General features: G+C 45.2%; 18 protein-coding genes and 1 pseudogene. 5 read left to right on the top strand and 14 right to left on the bottom strand.

Annotated elements, in window-relative coordinates:
• Positions 1-179 precede the first annotated feature (179 nt).
• From PPRES148_RS08835 to mntR, 8 genes are all read right to left on the bottom strand, one after another.
• The gene (locus tag PPRES148_RS08835; protein ID WP_246142937.1) at positions 180-1,262 is read right to left on the bottom strand and encodes an NAD(P)H-dependent glycerol-3-phosphate dehydrogenase; all 1,083 of its coding nucleotides are present in this window, start codon (positions 1,260-1,262) and stop codon (positions 180-182) included.
• A complete protein-coding gene (plsY, locus tag PPRES148_RS08840) occupies positions 1,250-1,849 on the bottom strand; it encodes a glycerol-3-phosphate 1-O-acyltransferase PlsY (RefSeq protein WP_149454140.1) in 600 nt (199 codons plus the stop codon). The genes PPRES148_RS08835 and plsY overlap by 13 nt, the downstream gene beginning before the upstream one ends.
• Positions 1,849-3,228, bottom strand: coding sequence for a ribosome biogenesis GTPase Der (gene der, locus PPRES148_RS08845; RefSeq protein ID WP_149454308.1), 1,380 nt, complete (start codon positions 3,226-3,228; stop codon positions 1,849-1,851). The genes plsY and der overlap by 1 nt, the downstream gene beginning before the upstream one ends.
• Before the next feature lie 623 nt (positions 3,229-3,851).
• Positions 3,852-4,070 (bottom strand): capping complex subunit for YIEGIA, encoded by a 219-nt coding sequence (locus tag PPRES148_RS08850; protein ID WP_149454141.1) that lies wholly within the window; start codon positions 4,068-4,070, stop codon positions 3,852-3,854.
• Complete coding sequence (locus tag PPRES148_RS08855; RefSeq protein ID WP_149454142.1) at positions 4,067-5,014, bottom strand: YIEGIA domain-containing protein; 948 nt, start codon at positions 5,012-5,014, stop codon at positions 4,067-4,069. The genes PPRES148_RS08850 and PPRES148_RS08855 overlap by 4 nt, the downstream gene beginning before the upstream one ends.
• Positions 5,015-5,019: 5 nt before the next feature.
• Positions 5,020-5,673, bottom strand: a complete 654-nt coding sequence (locus PPRES148_RS08860) for a hypothetical protein (protein ID WP_149454143.1) — start codon at positions 5,671-5,673, stop codon at positions 5,020-5,022.
• 1,296 nt (positions 5,674-6,969) lie between these two features.
• Positions 6,970-7,956 (bottom strand): patatin-like phospholipase family protein, encoded by a 987-nt coding sequence (locus PPRES148_RS08865; RefSeq protein ID WP_187820891.1) that lies wholly within the window; start codon positions 7,954-7,956, stop codon positions 6,970-6,972.
• A 102-nt stretch (positions 7,957-8,058) separates the two neighbouring features.
• Complete coding sequence (mntR, locus tag PPRES148_RS08870) at positions 8,059-8,475, bottom strand: transcriptional regulator MntR (protein WP_149454309.1); 417 nt, start codon at positions 8,473-8,475, stop codon at positions 8,059-8,061.
• Positions 8,476-8,935: 460 nt separating this feature from the next.
• On the opposite strand from mntR, the pseudogene PPRES148_RS13380 reads away from it, so the two are divergent.
• A pseudogene (locus tag PPRES148_RS13380) lies at positions 8,936-9,056 on the top strand (DivIVA domain-containing protein); the annotation flags it as partial.
• Positions 9,057-9,777: 721 nt separating this feature from the next.
• Here PPRES148_RS13380 and PPRES148_RS13060 read toward each other — a convergent pair.
• The 5 genes from PPRES148_RS13060 to PPRES148_RS08895 form a co-directional block, all read right to left on the bottom strand.
• Entirely contained in the window at positions 9,778-9,906 is a 129-nt protein-coding gene (locus tag PPRES148_RS13060; protein WP_281289961.1) for a hypothetical protein, read from the bottom strand.
• A gap of 623 nt (positions 9,907-10,529) precedes the next feature.
• Entirely contained in the window at positions 10,530-11,168 is a 639-nt protein-coding gene (lexA, locus tag PPRES148_RS08880; protein ID WP_149454146.1) for a transcriptional repressor LexA, read from the bottom strand.
• Between the two features lie 137 nt (positions 11,169-11,305).
• Entirely contained in the window at positions 11,306-12,322 is a 1,017-nt protein-coding gene (locus PPRES148_RS08885) for a tyrosine-type recombinase/integrase (protein ID WP_223128019.1), read from the bottom strand.
• A 68-nt stretch (positions 12,323-12,390) separates the two neighbouring features.
• Positions 12,391-13,308 (bottom strand): oxygen-dependent tRNA uridine(34) hydroxylase TrhO, encoded by a 918-nt coding sequence (trhO, locus tag PPRES148_RS08890; protein ID WP_149454148.1) that lies wholly within the window; start codon positions 13,306-13,308, stop codon positions 12,391-12,393.
• A gap of 828 nt (positions 13,309-14,136) precedes the next feature.
• Entirely contained in the window at positions 14,137-14,721 is a 585-nt protein-coding gene (locus PPRES148_RS08895; protein WP_149454149.1) for a hypothetical protein, read from the bottom strand.
• Between the two features lie 640 nt (positions 14,722-15,361).
• Here PPRES148_RS08895 and PPRES148_RS08900 point away from each other — a divergent pair.
• Positions 15,362-15,838 carry a hypothetical protein gene (locus PPRES148_RS08900; RefSeq protein ID WP_149454150.1) on the top strand — a complete coding sequence of 159 codons (477 nt, stop codon included), beginning with the start codon at positions 15,362-15,364 and terminating at the stop codon, positions 15,836-15,838.
• Between the two features lie 1,313 nt (positions 15,839-17,151).
• On the opposite strand, the gene PPRES148_RS13065 is transcribed toward PPRES148_RS08900, so the two are convergent.
• A complete protein-coding gene (locus PPRES148_RS13065; protein ID WP_281289962.1) occupies positions 17,152-17,280 on the bottom strand; it encodes a hypothetical protein in 129 nt (42 codons plus the stop codon).
• Between the two features lie 721 nt (positions 17,281-18,001).
• On the opposite strand from PPRES148_RS13065, the gene PPRES148_RS08905 reads away from it, so the two are divergent.
• From PPRES148_RS08905 to PPRES148_RS08915, 3 genes are all read left to right on the top strand, one after another.
• Positions 18,002-18,457, top strand: a complete 456-nt coding sequence (locus tag PPRES148_RS08905) for a hypothetical protein (RefSeq protein ID WP_149454151.1) — start codon at positions 18,002-18,004, stop codon at positions 18,455-18,457.
• A gap of 282 nt (positions 18,458-18,739) precedes the next feature.
• Complete coding sequence (locus PPRES148_RS08910) at positions 18,740-18,961, top strand: hypothetical protein (RefSeq protein ID WP_149454152.1); 222 nt, start codon at positions 18,740-18,742, stop codon at positions 18,959-18,961.
• A 111-nt stretch (positions 18,962-19,072) separates the two neighbouring features.
• Positions 19,073-19,675 (top strand): transposase, encoded by a 603-nt coding sequence (locus PPRES148_RS08915; protein WP_149454153.1) that lies wholly within the window; start codon positions 19,073-19,075, stop codon positions 19,673-19,675.
• The last annotated feature ends 344 nt before the right edge of the window (positions 19,676-20,019 follow it).

Genomic DNA, 20,019 nt, shown 5'->3' on the forward strand with positions numbered 1-20,019 from the left:
CTCTTCCTCTTTATCCTAGTGTTGGGGGCATTTCTACCCATCCCTGGCGAACCTAATTTCCTCATCATTTTCCTCGAGTATTTTTTACTTCTGGCTAGTATGCCCCCAACCAGGCATGTCTCCATTCTACGAAAATATCCCCCAGAGGTGTCATCATAAACGCCTCTGTATCCCATGAATCAACGAGAATTTTTCATTGTACCTGGGGAATATTCCCGTCCATACTGCCTTTGCATCAACTGTTGTACTATTTGTCGAGGATCCCCCTGGGAAAACAGAACCTCATAAAGGGCAGCCGTAATAGGCATGGTGACCCCTAGTTGTTGTGCCATTCTATGTACGGAACGGGTGGTTTCTATACCCTCTACCACCATCCCCAATTCCCGGAGAACATGTTCCAGATCCATGCCTTGGCTGAAGAGCCTACCCGCACGTAAATTACGACTATGCTGACTATTGCAGGTGACCACCAAATCACCCACACCGGCCAAGCCAAGGAAGGTATCCATACGTGCACCCTGCAACTGTCCAAAACGACAGATCTCCGCCAAACCACGGGTCAATAGAGCAGCCTTGGCATTATCCCCCAATTGGAGACCGTCGGCCAAACCGGAGGCTAAGGCAACAATGTTTTTTAGAGCCCCTGCTATTTCCACACCAATGATATCTGTGTTGGTATAAACTCGGAAATGGGGACGGGAAAGCAATGCCTGTAGAATTTGCGCATGGGTTAGTGAGGGGGACGCCGCTACAGTGGCCACTGGCAAACTGCGGACCACTTCTTCCGCATGGCTGGGCCCCGCTAATGCCACGGGATCCAGGCGATGACAAACAGGCAATGTTTCCTTCAACACCTCTGACATCCGTTTGCGAGTCCCTGGTTCAAAACCCTTGGCCGCGTGAACCACACAAACATCCGGGCAAATCCACGGTAGAGCCATTTTTGCTACCATACGCATGGCAACCGCAGGCACAGCGAATAGAAGAACATCCGCATCTTGCACAGCCGCCTGTAGGTCACTGGTAGCCCACAACGAGTTTGGAAGCTGAACGCGACCAAGATACTGTGAGTTCATATGTTGTTTTGCAATCTCGTCCGCACAGGATTTGCGACGTGCCCATAGAACAACCCGCATAGGGGAAAGGAAGGGCGTATCCCTAACGGGTGGGCGAGAGAGTACAGACGCTAAGGCAGTTCCCCAACTGCCTGCACCCAGAACAGCTATCTTGCGAATTTCCCTTGTCCCCTTCACGACTTCCATAGAAAACGACGCTCCTTCCCATGGAGCAGATTGGCAATGTTGCGACGATGACGTAACCAACTGAGAAAAACAATGAAGGAAGCGAATATAATCACCCATGAATGATAATTACGTACCCATAACAAAAAGGGAAAGAAGAGCAACATAACAAGACAACCCAGGGATACATACCGGGTGATGATAATGATGCCCAGTCCTATTGCCGACATCCATAAACCGATAAGGGGATCCGTAACGAAAGCTACCCCTAAAATCGTCGCAATACCCTTGCCTCCGCGAAACGAAAGAAATATGGGAAACATATGCCCCAATACTGCACAACTACCTACAAGTACAGAAAGGAGGGGTTGGTGCCCATACCCCCACCAGGAGGGCAACAAGGCAGCAATCATGCCCTTACCCATATCAAGGAAGAGAACAACGAAACCCAAACTTTTTCCCAACATCCGCGATGCATTGGTAGCACCTGCGTTTCCACTCCCCATTTCGCGGATATCGTATCCCTTGCAAACACGTGTTAAACCATAGGCAGGATTAAAAGTACCAAGTAGGTAGGCAATAAAACAGCAGAATATAATAATTGACATTATTTTCTTTGTAATCCTTCGTTATTTTTAGCGGTACCTTGCTCCCGCTTACGCAAATGCATACGCAAGGGAATACCTTCTAGGGGAAGTGCTGTGCGCAAACAATTTTCGAGATGGCGAAGGTAGCTCCAGTGGGCCCGACCCGGTTCATTTACGAAGAGCAGGATACGGGGGGGGCAAGTTCCTGTCTGGGTAGCATAGTAAATCCGAAAAACTTTACCTCGTCGTGGAGGAGGGGGTGTCCGCTGTTGGGCTGCTTGCAATAGTGAGTTCAGCATGGGAGTAGGGAAATTTTGCCTCTGTAATTCATCCAAATGACGCATATAAGGCAACAGTTCCCCGATATGCCAACCTGTAAGAGCTGATACGAAACGCACGGGAACGTGGTCCCAGGCGGGGATGCGCTGGATGAGGGCTTTTTTCCAGGCACCCATGCTTCCACCAGAACGCACAATATCCCATTTATTGACCACACAAAGCAAGGGCTTGCCTGTTTGTTGCACCAAATCGGCAATGCGTAGGTCCTGCGCTGAGACTTCTTGGCTAGCATCCCAGACCATGCAAACCACATCGGCTCGTTCTAGGGCACGGATAGCATAGAGAACGCTGACGTACTCGGTACGTTCATCGATACGGCTACGCCGCCGCATTCCTGCGGTATCAATAAGAATATAGTCCTTTCCCTGATAGGATAGCGACGTATCAATAGCATCCCGGGTAGTGCCCGCCGTTTCATCTACAATGACGCGCTCCTCCCCCAGGAGAGCATTGTACAGGGAGGATTTCCCTACGTTGGGACGCCCTACGATTGCAATCCGCACAACCCTCCCCTTTCCCTCTTGATCGGGGGTTTCTGGTTTTTCTGCAGGGGATTCCTCCCCCCTAGGAAGTAGTTCAACCAATTGATCGAGCAAGTCACCAGTCCCTATGCCATGAAGGGCGGAAATCATATGTACATGGGTCAACCCCAACCGATAGGCATCATAGGCCATCATCCGCTGTTTTTGATTGTCCACCTTATTAACCACCAGAACCACAGGTTTTTTTACCCGTCGTAACTTTGCAGTTACTTCCTCATCGGGGGACGTGACACCCTGTTTGACATCCAACAGGAAAAGTATAACATCAGCGGCAGCAATAGCAGCCTCCGCTTGTTGTGTGACGGATGCTAGAAACGGATCGGTCCGGTCACCTAGAAGGCCACCGGTATCCACGAGCTGAAAGGTGTGTCCGTTCCAAGTACAAGGTGCCATCAAACGATCCCTCGTCACACCAGGCCGATCTTCGACAATGGCTAACACACGACCAAGCAATCGATTGAATAATGTTGACTTACCGACATTGGGTCGCCCAACAACGGCAACCATAGGTACTTCCATAGTGTACAACCTCCCCGTTCCCCCCATCAGTGTACCACACGATGAATACCCAGCACTGTTTTCATTCTATCGTAGAAATTGGGAACCAAGCAAAGGAACCAAGCAACCACCACGGAAATCCTGCCGATGAACGGGTCCGTTTGGGATCATCATCAAAACTTTTGTTGAATCATAGGTACTGCTGTTAGGACAAAAGGACCCATAGCCTCGATGGGGCGAGCACAGTGATGGTGAAGTCAGGTTGCTGGGACTTCTATTCCCTTAGCCAAGGAGCAATAAGAACATCCGGCTTGTTCCCAAAGGCCGAGGGTGTGCGCACTCGTCGAGTAGGGCCGGTATCTCAGCAGCCAACCCTCCCCCACGGAACTACACGCACTGTTCCCACATTATGCAACCCTTACGGTCCCGCTGGTGTTACGTTTTTCTTCCGTAAGAATCCCCCCGGGGGATAGCTACAAGCAGGGGAACATTCGTTAATGGAACTCCCTTCCTTCTACCAATGCATCACACGATAGATACCCAATACCGTTCTCCATTTTATCATAGAAACTGCATAAAAATTGGGAGTAAAGCAACGAAACAACCATTCCGATGGTTGTACTGATGAACAGGGCTGTTTGGGATCAACCGGATTGTTGTTGAACCATAAGGATCGTTGTTGAATAGAGGGCATAGGAACGCGCGCCTAGAAAGATCTCCAATTGGGCAGCACAATGATGGAGCATGGTTTCATCTTCAACTACAAAGACAACACTATTACCCCTGACGAGTTCCGGTTGCGTGGTCACCACGGCAACCAGGTTGGGACCCCTATTCCCCCCATTCATTGCGACGATGTTCACCTCCTCCCCAGCAGCCAACGAAGTCGAGCCAATCCAAGGGGAGAACGAACGGAATTTTCCAACACAAGGGTTCCCTGGATTACCTCCCTCCCCGTTCTTGGAGGAACGGCATATGGGTCTTCAAAGAGAGGTAGCAATAGAACCACTAGTCGTCCCCGAGTTAGATCTCTCTTAGCCATAGGAACGAGGGATGGCCTATTCCTATCGCGATACACACCCAGAATCGAGGATGCATCATGGAGAATAGCCTGTCGTTGTCCCAAATTACTCAATGCAACTTCATATTTAACATGCCTCGGTTGAATAACAAATCCTTTTCCCTTTTCACGAACGACTTTTCTATTCCGATCGATCCCCATGTTGGTGAGATAACTATGATCCACATAAACATTGGCACCGTAAAAGGTAATTTCTGCCTCGCTTACCTCAGCAATATCCCCCACCCGGCAATTTTTGAGCAAAAATCGGCTTCCTAAAACCAGGAGAAGACCCCCTAGGAGGCCCCAGTGTATATCCCCAGTAAACATAACAAGGGAAGAACTCAGGAGGGAGGCCGCAATTACTACATAATTCCTTCCCTCAAATACCATAGCCATACCCTCTATATAGTTGGTGCCACGTGGAACCAACTCTGTTATATCTAGGCGGGTTAGTGTTTCCCGCTCCATTCTACGAACCTCCCGGAATTGTTGCGCAGCCAGGGCTAGAAAAGTGACAGCGATATAGTTGCGTGCGAGTAGGGCCGGTACGGCAACAGCCCCCAATGCTGAGGCGATGAGACCTAGGGAGAGATGTACAATGCATCCATAGGGATAGCTAGGATATTGTCTAAAATCAATTTTTAAAATACATATTCTAACAAAAAAACCAGTAATGATCCCTATTACCACGGCCCATGTAGATACCGACCAATGGATGGATTCTAATATACCTCCACTGTCCATACCCTTCACTCCCATATAGAGGAGGACCTCCGCGAAGATCGCTGTGTCCAGAAAAACCATAGGCAACTCAGGATGAGAATCAAAACGGCTCCTAAACGAAACTGTCCATCCCCCAGGGTAACGGGTATCCAACGATCCTGCATCCAGAACCAACGCCAAAGATTCCAAATCAACCAGCTACCCAATAGTAGAAACATCTGTCCCCCGGGGTTTCTACTCATTAGAATCCCCCCCAACAACATACTGCCGGAAACCACGAAATGAACCCATTCGTCCCCTATACCTACCCGTTCCCCCAATAGGAACAACTCCCCTAGGGGGATTGTTCCTAGCAGGAGAACCCCGTTTGCCAGATAGAATCTCCGTCCTACTATAGATTTTCTTAGTAAAATAACAGTGAGTATGAAATAAACAATATAGGAAGGGTGAAGGAGCCAATGGGTCGTGATGGGTATAGCTGGATAAAGATAAGAGAAGGATAGCGCGCCCCAGAGGATTCCTAAATTACACGACCGGATCGGGAGAACGGAACCCAAATGGGTAAACCAGCCTGTCCACCATAAAATCAACGTCGACCACACCAACAACGCAGCTATGATACCCGGATCCATCCCACATCCCCCGTCCCCATTCTCATCCAGGCGAATTCCTAGCCTCAAGCAAACCCCCAAGAATTTGCGGGGCAGAATCCGAACGGGTGTATGCATCATTCATCACATACTACACTCGCATTATGCGGCTCTTAGGGTTCCATAGGATTTTGCCCATTCAGCACCAATCTGATGTCATGTTCTCCATACCTCTCTCTTCCATGTCCGGTTCCGATTTCGATCCGATGTGGTCCGGTCCCACTCACGATCATTTCTTCATTCCAGATTGTGCATGGCTCCATTCTAAGAAAGTTGTACGGAAGCCCCCATTATCTTTAGCTCTTATTACGCTCGGCAACGGTCATACGTCTGTGCACCATCGAGTAGAACCGGTATTTCAACCGATCCTCTCATAGGACCGAATCCAACACACTCCTGCATGATCCGTCCCTCCCCATCCTGCACAAATCAACCCGCCCCTGTGTACAGAGCCGCCTCCTCGATATCTATTGGCTTTTACGGCCTAGCGACGATCAGCCGCTGGGCATCCGCATGATAGGTTCCTGAGTTGCACGGTAAAATCTATGTTGAGTTCATCCCACCTGTACACCGCATGCCATTAAGACAGTGGATAGATTTTCTTCCCCAACTTGGTCCCGGGGTAGAGAATCTTTACCCCTTGGTTTCGACATGAATGGCTCGTTTCGATGCGTTATCGACCGATTCCCAAGGGCATATCTTCATCTCCCCTGCACCTAGCTTGGAGCGCGACCTCTCTCAGGTTCCTTATAAGTGCCTAGATTAGATTCTTCCTGTCTGTACACCCCATGTTGCCCGCGGATCCATCCCTTATTTTTGTCCCATCATGGCAAAATAGCCCTATTTTTCTTCCTCGATTGCATAAAATGGTACCATAATAGTGCAGACGGAATAAAAAAATTTCATGTTTTTTTAAAATTTTAGATTATTGTATTAGGAAGCCCCTCTAGAGAATACGCTGATAAAACCTCCTAGCCTAGGTCCATGCTTGTGTTCGTTCTATTATTATTCTGAATAACTCTATAAAGTCATATAATCATCATATATTAAATAATTACCATAAATTACTAAATAAATATGATATTGGTATATATCCATCTAGACCCGCTGTATGCTTAAGAAGGGAACCATCCTATGCATACGTATGCATAGGATAATAATACAAATTTTATATTTATTTTATATTGTATATATTTTATAATAATGAACATGGAGACCAATACAAATTCATATTTTATATATACATAAACAACCAATTTTAATAGAAAAAACATGTTGTACCAAAATATAATATAAAATTCATTCAAATGAACAGGACCTATACTCCTAGATCCATTTCTTCATCACTCCTTGATAATTTTTCCCACGAATACATCCCCTTAGGGATGTCCTTCTACGCATAACCGTTATGTAATTCACAAAGCTCCAGTTTTTGAAAAAATTTTCTGCAGCCTCCACACCCGCCTGATAGAGATCATGTTTACGCGATGGGGATAGACTAAAATCGGTCACCTTAATGTCCATACTAGGAACCTCAATAGTACGTAAGAGTTCCTGTTCATCTACACAACGATCATCGTGTGCATTGATCATGGTGTAGACCACAGAACGCAACAAAGCTAAGGGTCCACGCACCACCTGTACCGATCTCCGTTGTCCCGAAACAAAACGGAAACCAAATGTCGGCCAACGGGGTGGATTACGATCAAAAATCCAGACCGGAAAATTACTCAAAATACCGCCGTCTACTACATAGCTCGTTGTTGAAGTGGGATAATGAGTCAAACGCACCGGATCGAATAGGAACGGGATACTACAACTCATTCGAACCGCGCGAGCAACGCTCATTTTCTCGGGGAAACCACCATATTCTTTTACCCCCTCGGGCAACAACAACAATCTACCCCGTGTTATGTCGGAAGCAACAATAGATAGGGAAATATCGGGGGGTAGATCGGAAAAGGTATAAATTTTCTTCGCTGCCAATAAATCCTGTAACCATTTCTCGAATCGATTACCCGAATAAAACCCCTTCCGGCAACACATACGGATGAAGCGAAATGTATGGGAACCCACGTAGGGGATGCGATCATACCAGGAAGAGGCTAGAAAGGTGGAAAAATCTTTACCCATAACAATATCACGGAGCTCATCCGCTGTATAACCTGCCGCAAGTAAGGATGCTAAAAGCGCACCCGCAGAAGTACCTGCTAGGGAGTGAAAACGGTAACCGCGCTTCTCCGCTACCGAAAACGCCCCTACCAAACCAACAACTTTGATACCTCCACCCTCAAAGATTGCATCTGCTTTCACGAATAACCCCCCCTCTCCCCTATGATATTTACCGAACTCCGCAAAAATGGACTCTAAGCATGAATGAATCCTGACCCGCAGGAGAGCCTAACAATACCACTGCTACTCGTCCGACCGGAATTTAGATCCATCACCTTTTTCGTTACACAACAGTAGCCAATCCTCTTTCCCCGCCAGATACCCCATCAGAACCTCAATGCGTTGCAATGTTTCACAACTAAGATGGTGTTCTACTCCCTCCACCTCACGATGAACAATAGCCTTTGGAACACCAATCTGCAATAGGAAACGTTCCAGCAGAGCATGTCTCCACACCAAATGCTTGGCAATCTTTTCCCCCTGTGGTGTAAGAATGAGCCCCCGATACCTTTCGTAAACAAGATATTGATTTTGGGCCAGTTTCTGAACCATCTTCGTCACAGAGGAAGGATGCACATTGAGAACAGCCGCAATGTCGGAAACACGGGCGTATCCTTTTGTATCAATCAATTTACAGATATATTCTAGATAATCCTCCATACTGGGCGTTGTTGTGGTCACTACTGGGCCCCTCTTTCCTCTGTAATTCAATCCCTGCTAATCCCTTTCCCAACTTAAAGTATACCGCGTTCACAATGCAAATGCGATGCCACAACGAGAGCCCAGTAACAATGGGATTTTTTGAAAACATTCTCAAAATGTATATTTATTTATATGAATACACATGTCCATCACGTGTCAAGTTTATATGTACATTATAATACGGTAGCAACAGTATCCACTTTCCCTACATTGTTTTCCACAACCATCCGTTTCAAGATCAGATCCCCATCCATTTCCTGGAGACCCCGTATAAAAAGAGGAATTAGTACATTCAATTGAGTAATGAAGAATTAGTATATAAATAGAGAAAAAATATTATAAAACAAGCCTTATCTACGAGCGTCGGCCCCGGGAACCGTTCCTCAGGGGGTTATACGGATGCGGGGGGGATGGGAGGATGGTTCGACTTACAGCCCAGGACATCCACAATAAGGAATTCAAGGTTGGATTGCGTGGCTACAACATTAATGAAGTCAATGATTTTCTTGACGTTATAATAAAGGATTATATTGACTTTGAAAGAAATAAACAGCAAGAACCAGATCAACAGGAGGGTTCCCCCAATGAAAACATTATGCAATTTTTGGACAGAATTTTCCAAGATCTACAACGGCTCCGAGAGGAAAATTACCAACTCCGGCACCAAATCGATCAGGCCCACTCCTCTTTACAAAATACCGTGAGGCAAATACAACAATTTGCCCCTTCCCCCCCCTTTACACAGCAACAGTTGTCACCCCCCCCACAACCGCCGCCGCCACGTATGTCGGGACAAACACCGGTCCAACCGCCACCACCCGTTTCTCATCATCCCGCCCCACAGCAGCAACAGAGACCGTTGGGGGGCAACGTGCGTCAACGTGGTTCCCGACCGCTGCGTCATCACCAGGGTAGACACACACATCAGCAAGGGTATCCCCCACAGGGTGGAGGAGGATCAGTACCCTATCAACAACCGGCGAGATATCAGCGAGGCGGACCCCCTCATTATGGATAGTCTCCCCGTCGATATATCATCACCAATTATCCACGGGGAAAATATTCTGATCCAGATCTGTCGGAAAAATAATTAAATAAATATTCAAAAATATAAAAATATAGTTCCGATGAACAGGTAAAAAAAGGAAATCACACTGATTCCGCATTCAAACACGACAACTGTGCAGCCACACTTTGAGTCACCTGTCCAAATCCTTGAACTTTATGGTTACGGAATTAGAGAGGGTCCCGATTCCATTTTTATTCATATGGATTGTTTCTCCATATAATGTCGAGTAGACCCGGTATTTCAGCCGAGTCCCTCACATCGAGTAGGGCCTGGCATCTCAACCAGCCCTCTCGGACGAACCACACGTACCACTCTCGCATTATGTGACTCCCATGGTCCCATAGGATTTTGACCATTCAGAACCCCCAGTCTAGTGTCATGTTCTTCGTACCTTCCTCTGCTGTGTTTCTTATCCGGGTGAGGAAAGCATTATCCAATGAACTTACTATATTTATTGAATTTTATGTGAGAACAAAGAAAGAACACAATTCTGAGAACAGATGTTCTGAACGGAAACTGTCGGATCGTTCCTTAAAACACCATTTTATCTGGATATTTTTTCCATAAGAGTATTCCGATTGTAGATTATAATGTTCATCACAACAAGATATTGTGTTTTTTATATATAAATAACGATAAAAAAATTGAGAATCGTAATACCTAAAACCAAACGCAAATGGAGGGATACTCCCTCTGAAAATAGTTTTCATGAATATCCTCATAAAATAAAGGCGAATAGTATTAGTTTCATGTTCTTAAGAAGGATACATCATCTTTTATTAAAATAAAATATTTAATTTTTAAAATATGGAATGCATCTACAATGGGGACAAAGGTCAGATTATATGACACATACACACATAATTAAAAAAAATTACATGAAAAAATATTTAAATACTAGTTCCTTCCCATTCCTTGCTCCCCGAAAATCTAGTGACATTTCCTACTGTGGGGACAAGGGGATACGAATTAAGCCGATGATTAAACCCAGGATTTGCACCTTCTTCAGGTATATGGGTTCGAAATGATCGTTTTCGGGCTGAAGGCGGAACCTTTTCATTGAACCCTCATAAAAAAATCGTTTGATGGTGGCTTCATGGTCTGAAGTCATCGCTACAACAATATCACCGTCTCTAGCGGTTTTTTGCTCACGCACGATGACCTTGTCTCCGTGATGAATGCCCGCATTGATCATACTGTTGCCCTCAACAGTCAACATGAAGCACGGACCCGGGCCAACCCATTCCCCCGGCAGGGGATAAAAGTCCATGACGGAATCCCCAACAGCTGTAATAGGTGTCCCTGCCGTAACTTTCCCTACGAGGGGCACCTCCCTGATATCTCTCCCCCCATGAATGGGTGTGGGGGTCCATAGTACCTCAATCGCCCGTGGTTTGGAGGGATCACGGTGTATGCAGCCATGTTTTTCAAGGCGTAAAAGATAGGTATGCACAGTGGAACTGGAACTCAATCCAACAGCTTTTCCGATTTCACGGACAGAAGGGGGATAGCCCCTTGTTTGTACAGTCTTGTGTATGTAGCCTAGTACTGCTAGTTCCTTCGGAGACAACCCACGATCCATAATTCAGAACCAATCCCCTTCCTCTGGACACAGAATAAACGTAAGAATAGACATAGAATAGGGAATATAAAACCTAACCGTAAAATAGTTAAATATTTCATGAAAATTACCCAATAGTGGAAATCATGGGGGGTATTTCACCAAATCTTATCCAACTTCCTCAGGGCTTCTTCCTTTTCTGAATCCACCACATGAGTATAAATTTGCGTTGTCTTCACGCAGGAGTGACCCAGTATCTCCTGAACGATCCGCAAATTCTCCCCCTGGGAGAGTAGAAATGTAGCTAGTGTATGTCGCAGTTTATGGGGTGTGAGTTCGGAAGCCCTTACAGGCAAGTTTGCCTCCAGCGCATATTTCTTCACTATGCTCCCAATGCTACGGCGACTCATGGGCCCTTTATTTTTGTTGAGAAAAATTATGTCTGCCTGAGAAGGGGGAAGAAGGGGATTGGCGATAGGTCGAACGACAAGATAATGGTCTAGGGCCTCGCTTGCCCGCTTATGTAGGGTCAGCCAACGTTCCCCCTCACCTTTCCCAATAATGAGGAGTTTGTAAACCCCCTCCTCTTCCACCTTGTGTATATGCAAAAAACGTAATTGGACTAGTTCTGATACCCGTATTCCGGTTCCCAACAGCATCATCAAGATGGCCCGATTGCGCATCCTGTGCCAACCCTTCGTTTGTGGGGTTTGAAAGGAATCTACGGCAGCTACCAATCTAACAGCCTCTTCTCGGCTGAGAAAGGTGGGCAGCGTTTTTTTTCTCTTGGTCTGCAGAGCTGTTCGATCATAGGCCTCCATAGGATTGTTGGGTAGTCTCTTTGTACGCACCAGATAACAAAACAGAGAGCGCAACGAGGACTGTTTCCGTTGTTTGCCACTTCGCGCGTTTGCACGCTGGTACGTTTTTTGCACATCTTCGGTAACTTGGTTGATCAATTGGGCATTTCGTTTGGTTACAGGAACGTCTAGGATTCGTTGGTATCCCCCCCCCATTTCCTGAAAAAATTTGTGGAGAACATTTTCAGTAACCTCCTCCAGTACGAGCTGTTCACGTGCCAAGAAAGAAAAAAACAGGGAAAAATCGTACACATAACCATTGATCGTTTGGGGAGATCGGTCCGCGTCCTGCATGGCCCCAATGTAGGCTTGCACACCCTCGGGAAAAGAGGCGATGCGCTTATCTATAGTGGGAAAGACCCTCCTTTTTGTATCGTGGATTTTCATGATGGACGAGGGAGGGAAGTTCCCTGTTTTTGCGCGCACGTTGGGGTACAAAATCCCTGTTTTTCCTTCCAACAGGTGGGACAGACGATATGCTGAAGATGACAAAAGTCATAGGCGCAATCAATGTACGTCTCAGCAGGTGCTTTGCAATGCCAACAACGCCCCACAATGACATGGGGTTCCTTCCGGTTGACGGGGATAGCCTTTCGTTCATCAAAGGTATAACAGAGGCCCATAAAATTTTCTCCCTGTGTATCCTCATCTTGGCTGTAGGTAATGATGCCCCCCTGCAGTTGTGCTACGTTGGTGTATCCCTCTTCCCGTAACCAGGCGGTTAATTTTTCGCATCGTATGCCCCCCGTACAATAGGTGACAACACGCTGATGGGGGGGAAAGCGAAAGTGCTTCCGCAACCAACCGGGAAATTCACGTGTGGTTCTTATGTCAGCACGGATAGCACCCCTGAAATGGCCGAGATCATACTCATAGCCATTTCGTCCGTCAAGGATGATAGTGTCTCTTTCTTGCATGGCCTTTTTGAATTGTTGGGCAGTTACATAGTTCCCCGTCTTTTCGGACGGATTGAGATCTCGATCCAACCGCCAGCAAACGATTTCCTTCCTTACCCGCACCTTCAACTTCGGAAACACGTGCCCCGCGCAGTGATCGCTCTTTACGTGAATGCTTCCCATTCCCGGTTGCCGCTTCAAAAAAACCTCATACTCCATAATTGCTTCGGTCGTTCCCGATACGGTTCCATTGATTCCCTCCTCGGCGACCCAAATACGACCACGTAGGTTGTGGGCCATACAGAATTCGCGTTGGATTGCAGCAAAATCCTCTGGATTCCTTATTTTTGTGTAATGATAATATAGGATAACCTTATAATTTTTATCGTTTTCTAGTTTCAACATTTTCGTCTGCCCTTTCTGAATATTTTTCATGTCCACTTTGAGCTTAAGGCATAATCAAACATACCTTCCCCGCCTATTGTAACACATGTTGGGGTAATGGGATCAGGGCAAACCTTTTGTTTTTACCTTGCCATGGAAAAATAGCCCTATGATTCATCTTGTACAGGGACATAGGGTCCAAAGCCTCTAGCATGATTCCCAAATTATAATAAATCAATTTATTTTTAAATTGTACGCATTGTTCTCCTTCGGTGCTTCTTCAAAAAATATAAAAATTATTATAATATTTAGTAATAATGAAAAAATATATGTAAGCATTATCAATATAGGTAATTTGTAGTTAAAAATTACTTTTTTCTGGAATATTATACTCTAACCGGTGCATGGTTGGATATAGAATCGAATCTCAAACCCTTATCGGAATGAAAGGCCCCTTGGGTGTTCTATATGGGTGATCATACCCAACTCCTTCTTCTCCTCTTCACAAGAACCCTGACAGGACGACAGGATTACAAATATAACTCGACCGTTACTTTGGTATTTAGCGTGGAAAACACCGGGATAGGGAAGGAACATAATTTTATTTAAAATTTCGATAAGAGAGAACGAAAAATAGAAGGAATTTTCTGTCTATAAAGATAATAAAAAATTATAATTAAAAATACAGGGGGAATGCACCCACCCGTTTGGATGCTTTCCCTTGTATCCCCATAAGGGGAATCATGAAATATCAGACCGTGGTGAAAGCCAAAAAACCGGGGATTGAACCGATTTCACTTAGATTACTTACTTCAGTATAGCATGTTGTTGATCCGCAGGAGTACCTTCTTAGGGTGTGCTTGCTGCTGTATTGTTAGGGTGTGCTTGCTGCTGTATTGGTGGGAAGTTAGGGTGTAACTGCTGAGGTTGTAGCTGCTGAGTATGATTCCCACTCTCTGATTTCGAACCTGATTCAGAATTCGAACCTGATCCTAGTAGGAACCCCCAAAAATTATCTTCCCCATGATTCTTATCCTCTGGTTTCTGGTTTGATTCAGAAAGGGACTTTCGTAAGGACCCTAGTAGGTTATCTCCCCAAATGGAATCTAGTAGGGACTTTGAAGAGGTATCCCCTTCATGATCCTTACCCATTGTAACACCAGGAGATGTACTACTATCTTCCCGGATGTCGTGCAACGCCTGAACAGAAGCACCCACCCTGTTTCCACTACAAGGTTTCTTCGGTGAACCAACCATATCGTTGTCAGGATGGTTCCATTTGCCATCGTGGTAATAACACCCAGATGTATCACGAGGTGTATCCTTCTCGATATGGGTCATCGCATGGGCGGGGGGAAGCAGGGACATTACGGAAAACAATCCTCCTAACGGTAACAATAACGATCTATAATTGAATTTTACTCTTATTTTCATAGTAAAAATAGTACCCCCTACTTAATTAATAAACATGAATTCATTAAGAACCAAGCTACTCTCTCAATATAACATATTTTATCAGTTATGTAAACAGAGTCTCACACGTATTCTGGGCAACATCCTGTTGTGGATATGAATTCCTGAGCAAATTTTTCAGGTCCCATTCGCTGAGTTTCCTTTTATGTAAAACACTTTGGATCTTGGCCGTATATCATCGGACCTGGGGGTTCGATCCCAGCAGGAGTGAGGGTTGAACCATGGTTCGATAGATCGAATGCATCGTGGTAGGTTTCTGTGTTTATATCTGCTTAGATCTGGATTCCCTCCCACTGTATTCCAAGGTATTCTTGCGGGAACACAGTAGGACATATACGTTATTTTTATAAAATTTAAGTTTTATATGTTATAATCATAGGCAACCCACCCTCTATCAGGAAATAAGGGGTTATCGGGATGAAAACCGGATTTCCCAAGGCCCCTCTTTTCGAACGAGGTGAAAATCATGAAAATAGAGAAATTAGGACCCACAAGATCAGATAAAATGATAATTCGTTATATCCTGAAGTCCATTGCCAACCGTCCATCCCCGGGAATCAGGTATTCCTGTGAAGATTCGGGAAACTTGGGATAAAAATTGGTGAGAGCGGGATTCGATAAGAAACGAAAAATAAAACACGGCATCCTTGGCTTATGGGAAATTGAATCTGTTATGAACCCCCAACGATGGAAATGTACTACTGCGAAGACAAATTCAACCATGTGTATGTATTTGTTGGGAAAGGGAAAAAATATGCAGACTTTTGTAAGGAAATGCTTTCGTCAACGGCAAATACTATCTTCAGCAGCGAAAGCAGCAAGATTACATGGAATACCGGTGAGAACAGGTTATACCCTATTTTTTGATGAATTTCTTCCTAGAAAGAGAAAAGAACTTGAGGAAAAGGCCATTAGGCAGGCCAGGGAACAGGGACGTTGTTTGACCATCGGTATAGATGATACATCGACAAGGAAAGGTAAGAACCACGCAAGCTATACCTATGATACAAAACTTGGGTCCGTATTGGCTGTGACAAAGGGCCGAAAATATGAGGAACTTACGGACTACCAGAGGTAAAATCACCACCTATAGGAATTTGATCCAGCAGTTATTGTCATGGACCGAGCCCCTACCTATACTAAGTTTGCTCTATCGGGATTCCCCAACGCGCTTGTTTGTTTGTTTGCTTTCACATCATCAAGAATATAAGGGATCTTACCTTGTCGAGTAGACCCGGCATTTCAGCCAAGTCTCTCACGTCGAGTAGGGATGGCATCTCAGCCAACCCTCTCATAGGGTGTCGGGTCAAAAAAGCCCCTAGCGGGGCCCCCGAATCCGCAGGGGCCTATCCGGATTCCTAATCAGGGTGGGGGAATATTCCCCCGGAGGGCCAAAAATTCCTTCGGGGGGAATGTACATTACCCGTTCGAATGCTGCTGGAAAGATAGTATATGGACATTGTATACCCGTTCCAAGTATGACTATATCAGCCAGGATGGGTACTAATTATACTACCAGGATGGGTACTGATTATACTGCCAGGATGGGTACTGATTATACTGCCAGGATGGGTACTGATTATACTGCCAGGATGGGTACTGATTATACTGCCAGGATGGGTACTGATTATACCGCCAGGATGGGTACTGATTATACTGCCAGGATGGGTATGAATTCCACTTTGTACGGGGACCCTCCGGCCAGGCGTATCCCACCCAATTCCCACTACAATGTCTCCTCGATAAATCAACTATGTCGCCATCAGGATGAATCCATCTACCAGAATGGTAATAACACCCAGTAGGTGTCACGAAATACACTTTCCCCAATATAGTGCGACGCCTGAACGGGAGAAAGCAGGGACATTACAGAAAAAAGTCCCCCCAACGGTAACAATAACGACCTACAAATGTACTTTACTCTTATTTTCATAGTAAAATAGCACACACCTTAGAAGTTATAGTAAATATATATACATAAATTCATAAGAACCATACTTCTATGTAAGTATAGCACATTCTATCAATTATGTAAATACCTCCTCGTACGCATTCCGGATCCCGACGCGTTTACCTACCACCCCAGGGACTGGGTGGGGGCGTGTCCCCCCTTAGCAACAACATAGTCACTGTGGCTTCTTCTTGGACTACCCCAAAAATGCGAGAGAAATCAGTTCGCATAAGAAAATCAAACACCTGTGATTCCACCTTACCCGTCCCAACACCTTCATACAGCCGCTTCCATAGTTTTCTGAGCCCGAAAGCCTAACTTATAAGCACAGCCCCGCCTTGACATCATATCCCTACAGAATGGCTTCTGTTTCCCCTTATCAAAACCTTGAAATTTGGTAATCAATGTCCCCCTCGCCTCTCAAAAGAGCCGCAATTCTCTCATATTCCCTGGGCTGAAAAGATACGGATCCCCTGTTCACGACCCGGAATGATTTGGACGGTCATAGATTGTACACAATCCGCTCCCGCGGGCCACACCAAACCGATTAGAATCCAGGGTTTCCCCATAATCAACTCCCTTTAATGAAAAACTGCCCCCATCCATAACTAGGACAAACACACCTGCTCCTGCAATTTTTCAATATCTTGGAGAGCCCGTTCAGAAAAAACAGCTATCCGCTTTCCTCTTGTTGGATATCGGCCGAGGATGCGGCGGAAGGAGGCCAGAATTGGCATTCATGGATACTGGATATGTAATAAACCAAACTTCCCATAACGATTGTCAATGGAGGAACCAAGGGACCTTGTGTCATATGAGCAGCCTAAATACCTGACTAATAATTCTGAGGCAGTGAGGAAAATACCCTCTAAAAACCTTGTTCAGAGGTTCACACCCACAATAATATGCTGCCGTGTTATCGCGGGAGGGGCAAGAAAATAATTTTTTATCTATGGTGCTAGTGCTGTTAAAAATGTTCACAATTGTTTCCTGAGGTTCGAATAAAAATAGAAAGTGGGCCTTTGTGGATTCATAAAAAATAACTACATAAACTTTTATGAAATCATACTATCTATAGAAGCTCGGTTTCATAATTATGGTTGGACTACCGATATTATAATAATATTCAGAATATATAGACAAAATAGGACATGAACCTATCTTCCTCACGTATATTCGAAACAACTTTATATGTACTGCCTGAAAAATACCCCCCAAAGAAACTTGAAGACCATCTGTTATTCCTATACAATCCTCTTTATACCCACTATAAAGGGAGGTTGATAACAGATGGTCTCAGGGTATTGTACCATAGAACAGTCGAACTTGGAAGGGGTAGAGGAATGGATTGAATGCTTCGCGGATAAGTGGCGCTGGTGTTCCACCAAGGAAGAAATTAAACTTGCAACCCTTTGCGAGTATTATGAGAAACATGCTTCATGGTACAAGGAAACATATGCCGATTATCATAATACTATCGGTCAACCCTGCAAGGATATCCTTTTTACCATAATCCTGGAGTCCATTAAAGAAACCTTTGGGTGGACAGACAGGGAATTGATCGAACGTATTCCACGGGAAGGAGTGTTCTTTGAAGCTCTGGGGGGCAAAAAAGGAAAGCCCCTTATAGGTAGGAGAACATTATACGAAGGGCAGAAAACGGTTGTTGGCATACGAGGAGGAAAACAAAATGCAATGTTACACGGGACTCCTTTCAGCACTTTACCACCTTCCAAAAGTCAATAGTAGGTATGACATCCACCTGCCGTAGAATGGATAGCACCGCTAATCCAACAGCAACATAAGGGAAATTGGACCCGTATGACGTGATCTATCTGGTGGCGAAAATGTGGTTTGTATCTCGGCTGAACTCCTGATTCCCCTCCCCGCGGAGTGGGGGGTTTTTCTGGAGAAGGGTGTAAACTAACAGACATCGATAGTCGGCAATCATTGGGCTATCAAGCCTCCCCTTCCCCCCAAAAAAGGGGCAACAACAAGGGATCATAGGACTGCAGAGCTAATTGGGGTTTGCTGGCTGTAAGGGAACAGGTCTCCCACTATGACAACATCAGATCAACCAAGGAGTATGCATTGCTGGAAAGGGTGATCTGGGAACAAACTGAGGAGGATGAACAAGGAAATCTCAGGATGCTCTCCAAGGTGCGTTCTGGTAGTCTACAAAGCCCTTATGATCCTGATGCTCAGTACAGGAAGAAGAACAAACAGGGGGATATTCCGGACAAATCGTAGAGGATCGTGATGGAGAGAAGGGAGTAAGCCTAATTTCCTTCTTTGATATGAAAGGTTCCCTTCATCCAGATACGGCCTTTGCGAAGGAGTACATAGAAACATGGGTTCCCCATGATGGAATGCGGTTGTGTGCCGATGGGGGGGTACTACAGCCATGAGATAAGCGAACTTGCCCAATCAAAGGGTATTTCGCTATGCTTCACCAATATGACGGGCCGAAGGGAGAACCCCGATAAATTGAGGGCAAGCACGTTTGTGCGAGACAAAAGAACAAAGGAAATTACACGATGCGTGGCAAACAAGGAACCCGAGAACAGCCAGTACAAACCAGGGAGAAAACCAGGGAGCGGGACCAGTGTGACTTATTTCAACAGGGAGGATTGCAAGAAGTGCCCCTTTGCGGATCAGTGCATTGGCAAACTCAACAAAACAGGGGGAAGAACCATAAGATTAACCGACCGAACGTACTCGGCGGCGGAGCAAAGAGATCAATTGGAGGAGACAAAATATAGGGAAGCAGGGAACAGTCGTGCGGCCATTGAGGGCGTTTGCTCCGCACTAAAAAATGCTTACGGAGCTCGCCGACTTAAGGTGCGTGGTGAACGAAGAGCTAGGTTGACAATGTTCGCAAAGTGTGTAGCGTATAACACATCTCAAGTCTCCGAATATATAGTAAAATTTATAAGAATAATAAGGAGAGAAGCCATATCGTGATGAGCATATCTAATAATTTAAAAAATTCATAAAATAATTGGAACTATAGGCCGGTCTATTTGGCGTGCCAAGATGTGCGGAATAAGGCATTCATTTCCGCGCTCATGGGTTCAAAAACCGAGTTTCCATGGTTATAGTAGAAATCCAACCATAATCGTTACGTTTCACACATATCTAGACCAAAACATTCATACTATTCAATTTTTTATTTACATTACAAATTATCCATACATATTATACAGAAGTAATTCATTAACTGTTAGCAATCAATATATATCATTTTGAAATATAATTAATATCGGAAAAAACCAAATCAACTGACTTTTAATTCCAGCACCAGCACC

The organism is Pasteuria penetrans (genome assembly GCF_900538055.1).
GTDB lineage: Bacteria > Bacillota > Bacilli > Thermoactinomycetales > Thermoactinomycetaceae > Pasteuria > Pasteuria penetrans.

Coding starts and splice junctions, on each gene's coding strand:
- PPRES148_RS13060 (WP_281289961.1), bottom strand. CDS start 9,906: ATGCGAGAGTGGTACGTGTGGTTCGTCCGAGAGGGCTGGTTGAGATGC.
- der (WP_149454308.1), bottom strand. CDS start 3,228: ATGGAAGTACCTATGGTTGCCGTTGTTGGGCGACCCAATGTCGGTAAG.
- trhO (WP_149454148.1), bottom strand. CDS start 13,308: ATGTTGAAACTAGAAAACGATAAAAATTATAAGGTTATCCTATATTAT.
- PPRES148_RS13065 (WP_281289962.1), bottom strand. CDS start 17,280: ATGGGGAAACCCTGGATTCTAATCGGTTTGGTGTGGCCCGCGGGAGCG.
- PPRES148_RS08855 (WP_149454142.1), bottom strand. CDS start 5,014: ATGGACAGTGGAGGTATATTAGAATCCATCCATTGGTCGGTATCTACA.
- PPRES148_RS08905 (WP_149454151.1), top strand. CDS start 18,002: ATGGTCTCAGGGTATTGTACCATAGAACAGTCGAACTTGGAAGGGGTA.
- PPRES148_RS08895 (WP_149454149.1), bottom strand. CDS start 14,721: ATGAAAATAAGAGTAAAATTCAATTATAGATCGTTATTGTTACCGTTA.
- plsY (WP_149454140.1), bottom strand. CDS start 1,849: ATGTCAATTATTATATTCTGCTGTTTTATTGCCTACCTACTTGGTACT.
- lexA (WP_149454146.1), bottom strand. CDS start 11,168: ATGGATCGTGGGTTGTCTCCGAAGGAACTAGCAGTACTAGGCTACATA.
- mntR (WP_149454309.1), bottom strand. CDS start 8,475: ATGGAGGATTATCTAGAATATATCTGTAAATTGATTGATACAAAAGGA.
- PPRES148_RS08835 (WP_246142937.1), bottom strand. CDS start 1,262: ATGGAAGTCGTGAAGGGGACAAGGGAAATTCGCAAGATAGCTGTTCTG.
- PPRES148_RS08915 (WP_149454153.1), top strand. CDS start 19,073: ATGATGGAATGCGGTTGTGTGCCGATGGGGGGGTACTACAGCCATGAG.